Genomic DNA, 14,637 nt, shown 5'->3' with positions numbered 1-14,637 from the left:
CCGCGTGCCATACGCGCTCGTCCTGCTGGGCTACCTCGCCGGCTCCATTCCCTTCGGTGTGCTGCTGACGCGGTGGTTGGTGGGCGTGGACGTGCGCCAGAAGGGCAGCGGCAACATCGGCGCCACCAATGTCACCCGCGTGGCGGGCAAGAAGCTGGGCGCGGTGGTGCTGCTGCTCGACGCCCTCAAGGGCGCGCTGCCGGTGGCGCTCGCCCTGCGGCTGCTGCCGGGACAGCCCGTGCTGCATGTGCTGGTGGGCCTGTCCGCGGTGCTGGGCCACGTGTACCCGGTGTGGCTGAGGCTGCACGGCGGCAAGGGCGTGGCCACCGCGCTGGGCGTGCTGGTGGTGCTGGTGCCCATGGCGGCGCTGGCCGGGGCGGTGGTGTACGCCGTCATCCTCGCGGTGTGGCGGGTGAGCTCGCTCGGCTCGCTGGCCGCGGGGGCCACGGCGGTGGGCACGTCCGCCCTCACCGCCCGCGCCATGGAGTACGCCGGACTCTCAGCTGTCCTCTTCGCCCTCATGCTGTGGACGCACCGGAGCAACATCGGCCGACTGATGCGGCACACGGAGCGGCGCTTCTGAGCCGTCCTCCCGCTGGGAGAACCCGGAGCCGACCGGGGGCCGGTAGCCCAGCAGCGTGCAGGCGATGGGGCCGTTCCACATGTCCCGCTTCATGGACGGACGCGAGTGGAAGGCGCTCTCGAAGGCCGTGTTGCCGGAGAGCACCCAGACGCGCCAGCCCGGCACGCGGAGCGACTCGCCCAGCTTGTAATAGAAGCTCTTCATGCCCTTCTGCCCGCCCGAGCCCAGCCGGTCTCCATAAGGCGGGTTGGTGATGAGCAGGCCGCCGCTGTCGGGCAGCTTTGGAAGCTGCGTCGCGTCGCCCTCGGCGAGCTGGATTTCCTCCGACAGCTTCGCCGCGCGCACGTTGCGGATGGCGGCGTCCAGGGCCTCCGGGTCCTTGTCGAAGCCCAGCAGCGGCACCGTCACCTTGCGCTCGTTGCGCCGGGCGTCCGCGCGCATGTCCGCGAGCAGCTCGCGTGCCCGCGTCCCCAGCTCCGGCCAGCGCTCCACCGCGAAGTCGCGGTTGAGGCCGGGCGCCCGCTTCCGGGCGATGAGGCCCGCCTCGATGAGCAGCGTGCCCGAGCCGCACATCGGGTCCACCACCGCTTCCTCTCCGGTGTAGCTCGCGGCGCGCAGCAGGGCCGCGGCCAGCGTCTCCTTGAGGGGCGCGGGGGTGGGGCGCACGCGGTAGCCCCGGCGGTGCAGGGGCTCGCCGCACAAGTCCAGCGAGAGCGACAGCGTCTCGCGCGCCAGGTGCGCCACCACGCTCACGTCCGGGTTTCGCGTATTCACGTCCGGCCGGGCACCCACCGCGTTGCGGATGCGGTCGACGATGGCGTCCTTCACCTTGAGCGCGACGAAGCCCGAGTGGCTGTGCTCGCTGTCCTTCAGCGTGGCATCCACCGCGAAGGTGGTGTCCGGGTTGAGGTGCTCCTCCCAGGGGATGCTCAGCGCGGCTTCGTAGAGCCCCTCCGCGCCGTGGGCCTCGAAGGTGCCCAGTGGGTAGAGCACGCGCATGGCGATGCGGGACCAGAGGCTCACCATCAGCGCCTCGTCGAGCGTGGCCATGAAGCGCACGCCGCCGCGGTCCTGGCGGATGCGGCGGGCTCCGAGTTCCTTCAGTTCCTCGGCGAGGAGGTCCTCGGTGCCTCGGGCGGCGGTAGCGAAGAGGGCAATGCGTTCAGCCATGGGATACCGCCCATAGACGACGCGGGGCCGCTTGGGAACCGGCATCACGCATCAAGTGCCCACCACCTCGTAGATGGCGAAGGTGGCGCCCTCCTGCTCGGCGCTGGCCTCCTTCGCCCGCTGGAAGTCCTCGGACTGGAAGTAGGCACGCATCGCCTCCCTGTCACGCCAGCGCGTCACCAGCAGCAACTCCGGCGAGCGCTCGAAGGAGCGCAGCACCTCCAGGCCCAGGAAGCCCTCGTAGGCGTCCACGCGGCGGGCGCGCTCCTGGAAGCGGGCGACCAGGCGCTCGGTGTCCTCGGGCGCCGGGCGGAAGCGGGAGATGGCGACAATCATGGGGCACGCGCCTCGCGGAAAAAGAGGCGGGGGCGCCCGGGCCCGGCCCGAACACCCCCGACAGGAAGAACCGCCCGGGACGCCACGCCCGTTCCCGGACGGGGCGCCCTCCCATGCGGACTTACATGGCGCCCGCGCCCGGCATGTCGCCCACGCCGCGGATGAGCACCTCGCGGGGCTTGGCGCCGTCCGCCGCGCCCACCACGCCGTCGCGCTCCATGCGCTCAATCATGCGCGCCGCGCGGTTGTAGCCGATGCGCATCTTGCGCTGGAGCATGGAGATGGAGACGGCCCGCATCTCGCTGACCGTCGCGAGCGCCTGGTCGTACAGCTCGTCGGACAGCTCGTCCTCCTCGCCGCCGCCGCCTTCGCCTTCCTCGTCGCGCGGCTTGAGGATGGACTCGTCGTAGACGGGCTTGCCCTGGGCCTTGAGGTGGTCCACCGCCCGCTTGATTTCGGTCTCCGACACGTAGGCGCCGTGCACGCGCTGCAGGTGCGCGCTGGTGGGCGGCATGATGAGCATGTCGCCCATGCCCAGCAGGGCCTCCGCGCCCACCGTGCCCAGAATCGTCATCGAGTCCGGCTTCGAGCGCAGCATGAAGCTGACGCGCGTGGGGAAGTTGGCCTTGATGATGCCGGTGACGACGTCCGTGGACGGGCGCTGAGTGGCGACCATCAGGTGGATGCCGGAAGCGCGTGCCATCTGCGCCAGGCGGGCCACATACGTCTCCACCTCGCGGCTGGCCACCATCATCAAATCCGCCAGCTCGTCGATGATGACCACGATGTAGGGCAGCTTCTGGCGCTGCTTCTTCTCCGCCTTCTCCGCGGCGGCCGCGGCGACCAGGTCCTCCTCGGAGTCCTCGGGCTCGGCCTCCACCTCGGGCACCTCGGGGGCCTCCTCGGACACCACCGCCTCGCGCATGTCCTCGTCGTCGTCGCGGGGCGCGGCCACGCCCATGCTCTCGCCGCCAGTCATCGGCGCGTCCAGCACCAGCACGTTCTTGGGCTTGGACTTCTTCTTCGGAGCGGGCTCGAGGGCCGCGTCCTTGACCTCGGTGGCGGTGCTCTCCACCAGCTTGTTGTAGCCGGCGATGTTGCGCACGCCCGCCTCGGAGAGCAGCTGGTAGCGGCGCTCCATCTCCTCCACGGCCCAGCGCAGCGCGAGCGCCGCCTTCTTCGGGTCCGTCACCACCGGCAGCAGCAGGTGGGGGATGCCCTCGTAGACGGACAACTCCAGCATCTTCGGGTCCACCATGATGAAGCGGACCTCCTCGGGCGTGGCCTTGAGGAGGATGCTCATGATCATGGAGTTCACGGCCACCGACTTGCCGGAGCCCGTGGTGCCGGCGATGAGCAGGTGCGGCGCCTTGGCCAGGTCGAGGACGTACGGCATGCCCTCGATGTCCTTGCCCACGCACATGGTCAGCTTGCTGGCGCCCTTGTTGAAGGCGTCCTGCTCGGCGATTTCCTTGAGATAGACAGTCTCACGGTCCTTGTTCGGCACCTCGATGCCCACCACGCCCTTGCCGGGGATGGGGGCGACGATGCGCACGCGCATGGCCTCCATGGCCATGGCCAGGTCGTCCGCGAGCGAGGCAATCTTGCTCACCTTGATGCCCGGGCCCGGCAGGAACTCGTACATGGTGACGACGGGGCCGGGGCGGATTTCCACCACCTCGCCGACGATGCCGAAGTCCGCCAGCTTCGCCCGCAGCTTCTCCGCGGTGACGAGGAAGGCGTCCTTGTCCAGCGCGGTGCGCTCCTGCCTGTCGCACTCGAGCACGTCCAGCGGCGGCAGCGAGAAGCTCTTGCGGTCGCCCACGAACTCGAACTGGTCCTGGGTCTTCTTCGCAGTGGGCTTGGGCGGGGCCTTGGGCTCCACGATGAGCGGCATGCGCGCCGCCAGCGCGGACGGGGGCGCCGGGACGATGGCGGCCGGGGAAGCCGCCGCGGGCGCCACCGGAGCGGCGGCGAGGGACGGCACCACCGCCGGAGCGATGGGCTCGTCGTCGTCGGCCTGCCCGGAGGCCAGGGCCAGGGCGGACACGGGCGGCGTGGACGGCGCCGGTCCGGTGACGATGTTGGGCGTCTTGCGTCGTCCGCGCGGGGGCTCCGCGTTCTCCGTGCCGGCGGGCACGGGGCGGGGCTCGGGGGCGAGGAACGACGCGGCCCAGGCGGGGTCCGCGCCGGGCCCCAGGCGCTTCTCCGCCCGCGCGGGCGGCTTCTCGGTGATGGCGGTGGGGGAGACGGGCGGGAGCGAGTCGTCCTCACGCGTCGGGTTCCGGGCCGCGAGCTGCTTCTCCAGCTTCTCCCTGTCCCGGGACTCCTTGAGGGCCACCTTCGCAGCGGCGGCCTGCTCCTTCTCGTTCTGCTTGGCCAGGCGCACGGCCTCCTCGGCCATGGCCTCCGCCTCGGCGGCCTCGGCCTCCGCGGCCAGGCGCTCGGCCTCGGCGAGCTCTTCCTCATCCGCCTCGAGCTGCGCGAGGAAGGCGGCCTCCTCCTCCTTCTCCTGCGCGGCGCGCTCCTGGCGCTCCTTGTAGGCGACCTTCTGCGCCTCCCAGAAGACGAGGGCGGACTCGCGCACGCGGTTGCCCAGCACGCACATGCCGGCCCAGGCCAGCGAGCACAGCTTGAGGAAGGTGTACTGCGTGCCGACGATGAGCGCGGCGGCGCTGATGGCCGTCACGAGGATGACGGTGCCGACGGTGGAGAACAGGCCCTCCATGACGCCGCCCAGCCCGGCGCCCAGCGCGCCTCCCGGCGGGTGCGCCCAGCCCTTGTCCCCGGCGAACATGAGCTGCGCCAGCACGGACACGCTGACCGTCAGCAGCACCAGGGCGATTATCTGCGCCCCGCGCTTGCGCTCGCGGCTGCCCACGAAGAGCACCATGGCGGTGTAGATGCCACCTGCTGGAATCAGGTAGGCACACACCCCGAGCAACCCGCGCAGGGACTCCGCGATGAGGTGGCCCATGGGGCCGACCGCGTTGCGGAAGCCCGGGCCGACCCGGTCCTTTGCATCGAACGTCGCCACCGCCAGCAGTGACAGCAGGGATGCCGCGAGCACGAAGACGCCAGTGATGGCCCGCCCGGCGACACTTCCGCCCGAGCCGGCCTTCATGCGCTTGTCCGCCAGCGCCCTGCGCTTCGTGGCGATCTCCTGCCGGGACAGCACTGCCTTCTCCGCCCGACCCTTCTTCGCTGTCATGACCCTCTTCCCTCTGCGCGTCTCAGCCGCGTAGCGGGCTGTAGCAATGCCCGTCGCGAGTGTAGGGAGGGAGGGGGTGCGGTCAATTTTCCAGCAGTCCGCCGAGCGAAGCGCGAGTGACGCGGAAGGCATGCGACAGGACGCCTACATTTCGGCTGCGCCCCTCCACGGAGGGGGTATGTTGCCAACCATCAGCGCCGCCCACGCGCCGCGTCGCGGGGTGGCTGGAATTCGCGGAGGAACACCCATGGCCGACGCCCGTACCGAGAAGCCGTCTTCCACCGAAGAGGAGTACTTCGCCCGGGAGGAAATCGAGAAGAAGCGCAAGCTGGCCCTCCAGCAGGCTGCGGAGACCGCGGCGAAGCAGCGCGAGGAGCTCAAGCAGCTGCACTACATGAAGTGTCCCAAGTGCGGCATGGACCTGCAGACGCTGAAGCAGGGCAACGTCGAAATCGACACCTGCTTCAACTGCCACGGCATCTTCCTGGACGCGGGCGAGCTGGACCAGCTCGTCCAGCAGCACGGGCACGAGGGCAGCGGCAAGGTGATGGGCGCCATCCTCAACCTCTTCAAGAAGAAGTAGCGACACCGGGAGGACACTCCATGGCCCTCACGCTCGAGCAGGTGCGCCACGTGGCCACACTGGCGCGGCTGGCGCTGACTCCGGAGGAGGAGCAGCGCTTCTCCACGCAGCTGTCCGCCGTGTTGGACGCGGTGGCGCAGCTCCAGTCGCTCGACGTGGAGGCCGTGGAGCCCACGTCCCACGCCACGCTCGCGGCCTCGCTCCTGCGCGAGGACGTGATGCGGCCGTCGCTGCCGTCGGAGAAGTCCCTGGCCAACGCGCCGGCGAAGTCGGGCACCAGCTTCGCCGTGCCGAAAATCATCGAGTAGCCCCGGAGCCTCACGCCATGCAGCTCACGGACCTCACCATGCTGGAGCTGGCGGCGAAGCTGGCCGGGCGGACGGTCTCCTCCGAGGAGGCCACCCGCGCGTGCCTGGAGCGCATCCGCCAGGTGGACCCGAAGGTGCGCGCCTTCCTGCGCGTGGACGAGGAGGGCGCCCTCGCCGCCGCCCGCGCCAGCGACGCGCGCCGCAAGGCCGGCAGTCCCGCCAGCGCCCTGGACGGCGTGCCGCTGGGGCTCAAGGACATCTTCCTCACCGAGGGCGTGGAGACCACCGCCGGCTCGCGCATCCTGGAGGGCTTCGTCCCGCCCTATGACGCCACGGTGGTGCGCCTGCTGAAGGAGGCGGGCCTGCCGCTGGTGGGCAAGCTGAACATGGACGAGTTCGCGATGGGCTCATCCAACGAGTCCAGCGCGTACTTCCCCAGCCACAACCCCTACGACTTGTCGCGCACGCCGGGCGGCTCGTCGGGCGGTTCGGCCGCTGCGGTGGCGGCGCGCGAGGTGTTCGGCGCGCTGGGCACGGACACCGGCGGCTCCATCCGCCAGCCCGCGGCCTTCACCAACACCGTGGGGCTGAAGCCCACCTATGGCCGGGTGTCGCGCTACGGCGTCATCGCCTACGCCTCGTCGCTGGACCAGCCCGGCCCCATGGCGCGCACGGTGGCGGACACGGCGGCGCTGCTGCAACTCATCGCCCGGCACGACGCCCAGGACGCCACGTCCGCGGCGGTGGAGGCGCCGGACTACTCGGCGGACCTGGAGGGCGGGGTGCGCGGCCTGAAGCTGGGCGTGCCGCGCGAGTACTTCACCGAGGGCATGGACCCGGAGGTGGAGGCCTCCATCCGCGAGACGCTGCGCGAGTACGAGCGGCTGGGCGCGACGCTGGTGGACGTGTCGCTGCCCCACACGAAGTACGCGCTGGCCACCTACTACCTCCTCGCCCCGGCGGAGGCGTCCAGCAACCTGGCCCGCTACGACGGCATCCGCTACGGCCAGCGGGCGAAGGACGCGCGCGGCCTCAAGGAGCTGTACGCCCTGACGCGCGAGCGGGGCTTCGGGCCGGAGGTGAAGCGCCGCATCATGCTGGGCACGTACGCGCTGTCCGCCGGCTACTACGACGCCTACTACCTGCGCGCGCAGAAGGTCCGCACCCTCATCCGCGAGGACTTCACGAAGGCCTTCCAGCAGGTGGACGCGGTGCTGTCACCCACCTCGCCGGTGCCGGCCTTCAAGCTGGGCGAGAAGGTGGACGACCCGCTGTCCATGTACCTCATGGACGTCTTCACGCTGCCGTGCAACCTGGCGGGCCTGCCCGGCCTGTCGGTGCCCTGTGGCTTCACGAAGGCGGGCCTGCCGGTGGGGCTCCAGGTTCTGGGGCGCCCGTTCGACGAGGCCCGCTTGCTGCGCATCGCCCGCGCCTTCGAGCGCGAGCACGACTTCTTCCTCCGCCCGGCGCCCCTCCAGGGCTAGCGGCGCGTACGCATCGGTGACACCGCCATGCCCGTGAGCGATTTCCAGCCTGTCATCGGCCTCGAGGTCCACGCTCAGCTCATCACGCAGTCGAAGATTTTCTGCGGCTGCTCCACCGCGTTCGGCGCCGAGCCCAACCGCAACACCTGTCCGGTGTGCCTGGGCATGCCGGGCGTGCTGCCGGTGCTCAACCAGCGCGTGGTGGAGTTCGCCGTGCGCACCGGCCTGGCGCTGGAGTGCACCGTCAAGAAGACGAGCGTGTGGAGCCGGAAGAACTACTTCTATCCGGACCTGCCGAAGGGCTACCAGATTACGCAGTACGACCTGCCCATCTGCGAGCACGGCCGGCTCGTCATCGACACGCCACAGGGCGAGAAGGTCATCCGCGTCCTCCGCATCCACATGGAGGAGGACGCGGGGAAGAACGTGCACGACGCGGGTGGTGGCCAGAGCCTGGTGGACCTCAACCGCGCGGGCGTGCCGTTGCTGGAAATCGTCAGCGAGCCGGACCTGCGCGACGCGGACGAAGCGGTGGAGTACCTCAAGGCGATGCGCGACGTGCTCGTCTACCTGGGCGTCAACGATGGCAACCTGGAGGAGGGCAGCTTCCGCTGCGACGCCAACGTGTCGGTGATGCCCAAGGGCTCGTCCACGTACGGCCAGCGCTGCGAGCTGAAGAACCTCAACTCGTTCCGCTTCCTCAAGCAGGCGGTGGAGTACGAGATTTCCCGGCAGGTGGACGTCATCGAGTCCGGCGGCAAGGTGATCCAGGAGACGCGCCTGTGGGACGTCAACCAGGGCGTCACCCGCTCCATGCGCAGCAAGGAGGAGGCGCACGACTACCGGTACTTCCCGGAGCCGGACCTTCCGCCCCTGCACGTGAGCGACGCGGCCATCGACGCGGCGGCGAAGGCGCTGCCCGAATTGCCTCGCGCGAAGCTCCAGCGCTTCACCAGCCAGTACGGGCTGCCCGCGTATGACGCGCGCATCCTCACCGCCGAGCGCCCGCTGGCGGACTACTTCGAGGCGTGCGCGGCGCACTACGCGGACGCGAAGAAGCTCTCCAACTGGTTCCTGGGCGAGCTGATGCGCCTCTTGAAGGAGGAGGGCACGCCGCTGTCCGCGCTGCGCTTCACCCCGGCGCAGCTCGCGGAGCTGCTGGGCGCGGTGGACAAGGGCACGGTGTCCGCCAACGCGGGCAAGGACGTGCTCGGGGAGATGTTCCGCACCGGCAAGGCGCCCTCGGACATCATCGCGGAGAAGGGCCTGGCGCAGGTGAGCGACACCGGCGCGATTGAGGCGGTGGTGGACGACATCCTCGCGAAGAACGCGGGTGAGGTGGAGAAGTACCGCGCGGGCAAGACGCAGGTGTTCGGCTTCTTCGTGGGCCAGGTGATGCGGGCCATGAAGGGCAAGGGCAACCCCACCCTCGTCAATGAGCTGCTGAAGAAGAAGCTCGGCGGCTAACCCCGGGCCGACTGGGCCGGAGTGCTCGCGGGCAGGGGCACGGTGACGTGGAGCACGTCCTCGCCCTGGGGATTCGCGGACTGGGCGAGCACGCGCACCTCGCCCGGCGCCGGCCGCTCCAGGATGAGCGAGGGCGCCTCGAAGACGTTGTCGAAGAAGCCGCCCACGAGCTGGGGATTCACCGCGTAGCGCACCCGCGTCAGCGTGCGCAGCTGGGTGTAGAGCCCCTCGTTGAACCACTGCTCGCGCCGCAGCTGGGCCTCGCCCGAGGCCGTGTCGTTGAAGGCCCACGGCGCGTCCCAGGGCCACGCGTTGGCGGAGGGCTGGGCGATGACGTCCACCCCCAGCGCGTCCAGGTACTGCGCGCAGGGGACGAACCATGGCTCCTTCGCGGTGTGCGGCTCGCGGAAGCCGTCGTAGCAGACGAGCGTCCCCAGCCGGCCGAAGGGCGTCTGCAGCACCGGCAGGTACTCCGGACGCCCCGGGCTGAGGTGCAGCACGTCCTCCTGCGTGGGCACCAGGTTCACCTTGCGCGTCACCGCCACGCAGCGGCCTTCCGGCGAGAAGGTGTAGCTGGTGTTGTAGGTCCGCGCGCCGTCCGCCTCGAACTCCGGGGTGTCCGGCCCCAGGCGGTTGGCCGGCAGCAGCGCGCTGCCCGCCACCACCCACAGGCCGAAGTCGCGGGCGATGCCGGAGAAGGTCTCCCACATGGCGCGGTGCACTCGGGGCGCCACCGCGACGTAGAGGCACTCCTCCATCGTCGGTGGCCGGAAGCCGCGCCAGGTGCGCCACATCGCCCACGCCTCGGCCAGGGCCATCCGCGTCATCGCGCCGTTCGTGGTGCGGCAGCGGCGCACGCGGGGCAGGTGCCCCATCAGTCCCAGGGCCGCGCCCACCATCTCCGGCCACACCGCGAGGGCGGGGTAGAGCGGCTGTCCGGAGGCGTCCCTCGCTCGCAGGGCGTCCACTCGCGCCGCCAGGGCCCGGTGGCGCGCGGCGAAGGACTCGGGTGAGGCGTAGTCCTCCAGTGCGACGCGGGGTTGGACGGCGAACAACTCGACGTGGGAGGCGGGCAGGGGAGCGGCCAAGGAAGCGTCCTGAGGTGTGCCGTCAGGATGGCACCGGGTCGTGACGGGGTCGAGCCTTCCTCTGGGGACTGGCATGGCGTCCGAGTCTCGGGCGCCGAGCGCGGGTCCTACTTCAGCAGGCCAATCTCCCGCAGGCGCTGCTTGAGGAACGCATCCGCGGTGATGGGCGCATGGCGCGCCGGGTTGTCCGTCGTCTGCGTGAATGGCAGCGGCTGCAGCACGCAGTCCGCGTAGGGGTGCACGAAGAAGGGCATGGAGTAGCGCACCGTGTCCTCGTCCGTGCCGCGCGGATTCACCACCCGGTGCGTGGTGGCGGGGATGATGGTGTTCGTCACCCGGCTGAGCATGTCGCCCGAGTCCACGACAATCTGCCCGCGCAGCGTGTCCACGGGCAGCCACTCGCCGTCGCGCGTGAGCAGTTCCAGTCCGCCCGCGGTGCCCTCGCAGAGGAGGGTGATGAGGTTGATGTCCTCGTGCTCGGCGGCGCGCACGCCGCCCGGGATGAAGCGCTCCTTCAGCGGAGGGTAGTGGATGAGCCGCAGCACCGAGTTGCCGTCCGTGGCCATGCCGCTGAAGGTGTCGCGCTCGAGGCCGAAGTACTCGGCCAGCGCCTGGAGCATCACCCCGGCCGCGCCATCCAGCGCACGGAAGAGCGACAGCGTGTGCTCACGGAAGGTGGGCACCTCCTCCGGCCAGATGTTGGGGCCGTAGACCTGGTGGTAGCGGTGGCCGGGCGGCAGCTCGCGGCCCACGTGCCAGAACTCCTTCAGGTCGCCCACCTTGCGGTTCTTCGCGTGCTCCTGTCCGTAGCCGATGTAGCCGCGCTGCCCCCCGCGCTCCGCTTCCGAGTAGCGGGCCTTCACCGACTCCGGGAGCCCGAAGAAGCGCTCCACGTCCGAGTAGGTGCGGCGGATGAGCCCGTCATCGACGCCGTGGCCCTCGACGGTGACGAAGCCGAACTCCTTGAGGCCGTCGCCGAACACCCGCACGAAGCGGGCGCGCTCGCCCGGTGTGCCGGTGCGGTAGTGGGACAGGTTGACGACGGGGATGCGGCGTGCGGTTCCAGACATGGGCGCGCACTCTAACCAGCGTGATGGATTCTCGGCAGCAGGGGCGTCTTCCGGAGGACCGTCCTCTGCGACCGCGGCTCCGGGTAGCGCGGTACTACGTGACATCCGCCCGTACCGACAGTGGATGCATGTCTTCCCCGGTGTCCAAGCTGTGCAGGCAGGCCCGGGGGAGCGGTATGGCCGAGGTGAGCAACAGCGGTGAGTGCGTGGCGTGCGGCCGGTGGCATGGGGCGGAAGCATCGTGCTCGACGCTGGTACGCGCCGACGAAGCAAGCGCGGGGACGCCTCGGCAGAGGTGCACCCCGCCAGGCGAGGAAGCGGACCCGCTGGTGGGCCAGCGGTTCGGCAGCTTCCGTCTGGTGCGCCGTCTCGGAAGGGGCGGCATGGGGGCGGTGTACCTGGGCGAGCACGTCTCGATTGGCAGCCGGGTGGCGGTGAAGGTGCTGCACGACCACCTGGCCATGTACCCGGAGCTGGTGCGGCGGTTCCACGCGGAGGCGCGGGCCGTCAACGTCATCGGCCACGAGAACATCGTCAGCATCTTCGACCTGAACGCCGCGCCGCCGCGCCCGTACCTCATCATGGAGTACCTGGACGGGGCCCCGCTGTCCGCGTGGGTGGGCACGCCGCTGCCGGCCGCGGCGGTGGTGGCCGTGCTGGCGCAGGTGTGTGACGCGCTCCACGCGGCGCACGCGCGAGGCATCGTCCACCGCGACCTCAAGCCGGACAACATCTTCCTGGTGCGACGCGGGCGGGGCATGCCCTTCGTGAAGGTGCTCGACTTCGGCATCGCCAAGCTGGTGGATCCGCAGCTGCCGCAGACGCATGCGGGCATCATCGTGGGCACGCCCGAGTACATGGCGCCGGAGCAGTCCGTGGGCCGGCGCCTGGACGGGCGCGCGGACCTGTACGCGGTGGGCGTCATCGCCTACCAGCTCGTCACCGGGAAGCTGCCCTTCAACGACGAGGGACTGGCCGCGCAGCTCGTGGCCCACCAGACGCGGCCCCCGCCGCCACCGCGCTCGGTGCACCCGGGCGTGTCCCCGGCCGTGGAGCGCGTCATCCTGCGCACCCTGGCCAAGGCGCCCGAGGACCGCTACCCGTCCGCGATGGCGCTTCGTGCCGCCCTGCAGGCCGCCATCGCCGAGGATGCCCGGCCGCAGGGGCAGGACGCGGGCGCCCTCGCCGCGACACCGCCCGGTGCGTCCACGGGGGGCGCGGGCCCCAACGGGGCTGTTGCGCCGAGCCGCCCGTCCGGGAGGGCTCCCTCCGTGCCAGCTTCCACGGGAAGCCCGTCCGCCGCGGGCAGCCCGTCCGCCCCGGCTTCCGAGGGAAGCCCCTCCACGCCGGCCTCGGTGGGCAGTTCCTCCACGCCAGCCTCGGTGGGCAGCCCTTCCGCGGTTCCGGCCCGGGCCGCGACGCCGGTACGCCCGCGGACGGTGGAGCTGCCGGTGCAGGTGGTCCTGCGGCCGGGAGAGGAGCCCGTGCGGCTCACGGGTTCGGACCTGTCGCGCGGCGGCCTGTTCCTGCGCAGCGAGGGCTCGCTGCCGCCGCTGTGCGCGAGGCTGCCCGTGGTGCTGGAGCTGGAGTCCGGCCCCCTGTCGGTGCTCTGCGAGGTGGTGCGGCAGGTGCCTCCCGAGCAGGCCCGGGTCTGGGGCATGCCCACCGGCTTCGGCGTCCAGTTCGTGGAGGCCACCGCCACGCTGAAGGCCGCGGTGGATCAGCTCCTCAAGGGAGAGACTCCGCGCGGCCCGAACCCAAGCCCCCGGGGGGACGACGCGGACGCGGTCCGGGTGCTGGAGGCCTGGCGCCAGCGCTCGGCGGGGGACCACTACGCGGTGCTCGCGCTTCCTCCGGATGCCGACATGGAGGCGGTGCGGGCCCGGACGCGTGAGGCCTGGAGTTCCCTGGAGTCGCTGCGCCAGCGACCCCTGTCCCCGTCCCAGCGCGCCCAGCTCGACGCGGTGCGGGTCCGCGTCCGCGAGGCGGGCGACGCGCTCGGGGCGCCCGTCCAGCGGGCCCTGTACGACGCGGGGCACGGCAATCACCTGGGCGTGGCGCGCTGCCTGGAGGCCGGGCTCACGGCCGAGCAGCTCGCGTCGCTGCGGCGCGAGTTCCTCGCCCGTCACCCCCAGGCCGAGGGGATGGCCCGCGTGCACTTCCTGTCCGGAGGAGGCCTGGAGCGTGGCGGCCAGCTGGCGCGGGCCCTGGATCACTATGAGCGCGGGCTGGCGTTGGATCCGCTGGAGCCGGGGCTGCTTCAGCGCTACCGGGTGGTCCGCCGGGCGCTGGCGGCCCGGGCCGCGCCCGCACCGGGAAATGACAGGGCCCGGTCCCCCTGAGAGGGAGCCGGGCCCCGGCGCTACCGAAAAAGTGAAGACGAGGCGAGGACTACTCGCAGGTCACGTCTTCGCTCTTCTCGCTGCAGGCCGTGAACTTCTGGGACCAGGAGGCCTCTTCGCCCTCCTCGCAGTCCGGGAGGTCGTTGATGCAGTCGATGGTGTCGTTCAGCGCGTCCTTGTCATCGCCCGAGCAATCCTCGAAGTCACTCTTGCACTCGTCGATGTCCTCGTCGGTGAACTCCAGGTTGCCGACGACCGCGTTGATCGAGGGACAGTCCTCGGTCTTCGCGTCCAGGCCCTCAAAGGCGTCCGCGATGTCCTCGCACACGTCACCACCACAGCCGGTACCGAAAACGAGCGACGAGACGGCCACCAGGCCGATCATGATCTTCTTCATTGTGGATTCCCCCTCGAATAGAGGTTGGTTGATCGGCCCGCATCCTAGCGACCGAAAGCCCGGTTTCCAGTTAACATTGGTTCCAGGGGCGAGTAAACCACCCCGGGTGTGCGGGATGATCCTTCATCCGCCTTGACTCCCCAGGGCACATCCCGTAAATCCCGCCGCCTTTGGCGCGATTGGATGGTGGACCCGTCCGAAATGCGCGGTCGATTCCAAGGGTTGACCCAACCCGAAAGCTGACAGGGGTTTGACGATGTACGCAGTCATTCGCACGGGCGGTAAGCAGTACCGCGTCGCCGAGGGCGATGTGCTCCGGATCGAGAAGATCGCGGGAGACATTGGCGCCGAGGTGACCTTCACGGACATCCTCATGCTGGGTGGTACGGACAGCCCCAAGGTGGGCCGGCCGACCGTGTCGGGCGCTCGCGTGGTGGGCAAGGTCCTGGCTCAGGACAAGCACCGCCGCGTCCTCCATTTCCGGAAGGAGAAGGAGGGCTGGACGCGCCGCCGCGGCCACCGTCAGCCGTACACCGAGGTGAAGGTCACCTCCATCGCCGGCTAGTCCGGACGGTTTACCCCCAACTTCAGGAGCAAG

General features: G+C 70.6%; 13 protein-coding genes. 7 read left to right on the top strand and 6 right to left on the bottom strand.

Going from position 1 to position 14,637, the window contains the following annotated elements; genetic code table 11:
• Positions 1-4: 4 nt before the first annotated feature.
• Positions 5-583 carry a glycerol-3-phosphate 1-O-acyltransferase PlsY gene (plsY, locus tag G4D85_RS02155; protein ID WP_164007375.1) on the top strand — a complete coding sequence of 193 codons (579 nt, stop codon included), beginning with the start codon at positions 5-7 and terminating at the stop codon, positions 581-583.
• On the opposite strand, the gene G4D85_RS02150 is transcribed toward plsY, so the two are convergent.
• The 3 genes from G4D85_RS02150 to G4D85_RS02140 all read right to left on the bottom strand — a co-directional run bounded on the left by G4D85_RS02150 (position 500) and on the right by G4D85_RS02140 (position 5,300).
• Entirely contained in the window at positions 500-1,753 is a 1,254-nt protein-coding gene (locus G4D85_RS02150; protein WP_240359026.1) for a THUMP domain-containing class I SAM-dependent RNA methyltransferase, read from the bottom strand. The genes plsY and G4D85_RS02150 overlap by 84 nt on opposite strands.
• Before the next feature lie 51 nt (positions 1,754-1,804).
• Positions 1,805-2,089 carry an antibiotic biosynthesis monooxygenase family protein gene (locus tag G4D85_RS02145; RefSeq protein ID WP_164007372.1) on the bottom strand — a complete coding sequence of 95 codons (285 nt, stop codon included), beginning with the start codon at positions 2,087-2,089 and terminating at the stop codon, positions 1,805-1,807.
• 121 nt (positions 2,090-2,210) lie between these two features.
• Positions 2,211-5,300, bottom strand: coding sequence for an FtsK/SpoIIIE family DNA translocase (locus G4D85_RS02140; RefSeq protein ID WP_205525380.1), 3,090 nt, complete (start codon positions 5,298-5,300; stop codon positions 2,211-2,213).
• Between the two features lie 247 nt (positions 5,301-5,547).
• Between G4D85_RS02140 and G4D85_RS02135 the strand changes: the two genes are divergently transcribed.
• The 4 genes from G4D85_RS02135 to gatB are packed head-to-tail and all read left to right on the top strand — an operon-like array spanning position 5,548 to position 9,142.
• Positions 5,548-5,883 (top strand): TFIIB-type zinc ribbon-containing protein, encoded by a 336-nt coding sequence (locus tag G4D85_RS02135; RefSeq protein ID WP_164007369.1) that lies wholly within the window; start codon positions 5,548-5,550, stop codon positions 5,881-5,883.
• Positions 5,884-5,903: 20 nt separating this feature from the next.
• On the top strand, positions 5,904-6,191 hold the full coding sequence (gene gatC, locus G4D85_RS02130; RefSeq protein ID WP_164007367.1) for an Asp-tRNA(Asn)/Glu-tRNA(Gln) amidotransferase subunit GatC: 288 nt from the start codon (positions 5,904-5,906) through the stop codon (positions 6,189-6,191).
• Positions 6,192-6,208: 17 nt separating this feature from the next.
• Entirely contained in the window at positions 6,209-7,675 is a 1,467-nt protein-coding gene (gene gatA / locus G4D85_RS02125) for an Asp-tRNA(Asn)/Glu-tRNA(Gln) amidotransferase subunit GatA (RefSeq protein WP_164007365.1), read from the top strand.
• A gap of 27 nt (positions 7,676-7,702) precedes the next feature.
• Positions 7,703-9,142 carry an Asp-tRNA(Asn)/Glu-tRNA(Gln) amidotransferase subunit GatB gene (gene gatB / locus G4D85_RS02120; RefSeq protein ID WP_164007363.1) on the top strand — a complete coding sequence of 480 codons (1,440 nt, stop codon included), beginning with the start codon at positions 7,703-7,705 and terminating at the stop codon, positions 9,140-9,142.
• On the opposite strand, the gene G4D85_RS02115 is transcribed toward gatB, so the two are convergent.
• Together G4D85_RS02115 and G4D85_RS02110 are read right to left on the bottom strand one after the other, a co-directional pair.
• Positions 9,139-10,230, bottom strand: coding sequence for a carbon-nitrogen hydrolase family protein (locus tag G4D85_RS02115; protein WP_240359025.1), 1,092 nt, complete (start codon positions 10,228-10,230; stop codon positions 9,139-9,141). The genes gatB and G4D85_RS02115 overlap by 4 nt on opposite strands.
• A 107-nt stretch (positions 10,231-10,337) precedes the next feature.
• Positions 10,338-11,300: an isopenicillin N synthase family dioxygenase gene (locus G4D85_RS02110; protein ID WP_164007359.1), complete on the bottom strand. Its 963-nt coding sequence runs from the start codon at positions 11,298-11,300 to the stop codon at positions 10,338-10,340.
• A 176-nt stretch (positions 11,301-11,476) separates the two neighbouring features.
• Here G4D85_RS02110 and G4D85_RS02105 point away from each other — a divergent pair, with 176 nt between their 5' ends.
• On the top strand, positions 11,477-13,642 hold the full coding sequence (locus tag G4D85_RS02105; protein WP_164009034.1) for a protein kinase domain-containing protein: 2,166 nt from the start codon (positions 11,477-11,479) through the stop codon (positions 13,640-13,642).
• Between the two features lie 49 nt (positions 13,643-13,691).
• Here the strand turns inward: G4D85_RS02105 and G4D85_RS02100 are convergent, their stop codons facing one another.
• Positions 13,692-14,039, bottom strand: coding sequence for a hypothetical protein (locus G4D85_RS02100; protein WP_164007357.1), 348 nt, complete (start codon positions 14,037-14,039; stop codon positions 13,692-13,694).
• A gap of 256 nt (positions 14,040-14,295) precedes the next feature.
• On the opposite strand from G4D85_RS02100, the gene rplU reads away from it, so the two are divergent.
• On the top strand, positions 14,296-14,604 hold the full coding sequence (rplU, locus tag G4D85_RS02095) for a 50S ribosomal protein L21 (RefSeq protein WP_164007355.1): 309 nt from the start codon (positions 14,296-14,298) through the stop codon (positions 14,602-14,604).
• Positions 14,605-14,637 lie beyond the last annotated feature (33 nt).

The organism is Pyxidicoccus trucidator (assembly GCF_010894435.1).
GTDB classification, from domain to species: Bacteria; Myxococcota; Myxococcia; order Myxococcales; family Myxococcaceae; genus Myxococcus; species Myxococcus trucidator.
The sequence above is the reverse complement of the archived record's forward strand: the minus strand, read 5'-3'. Positions and strand labels throughout refer to the sequence as shown.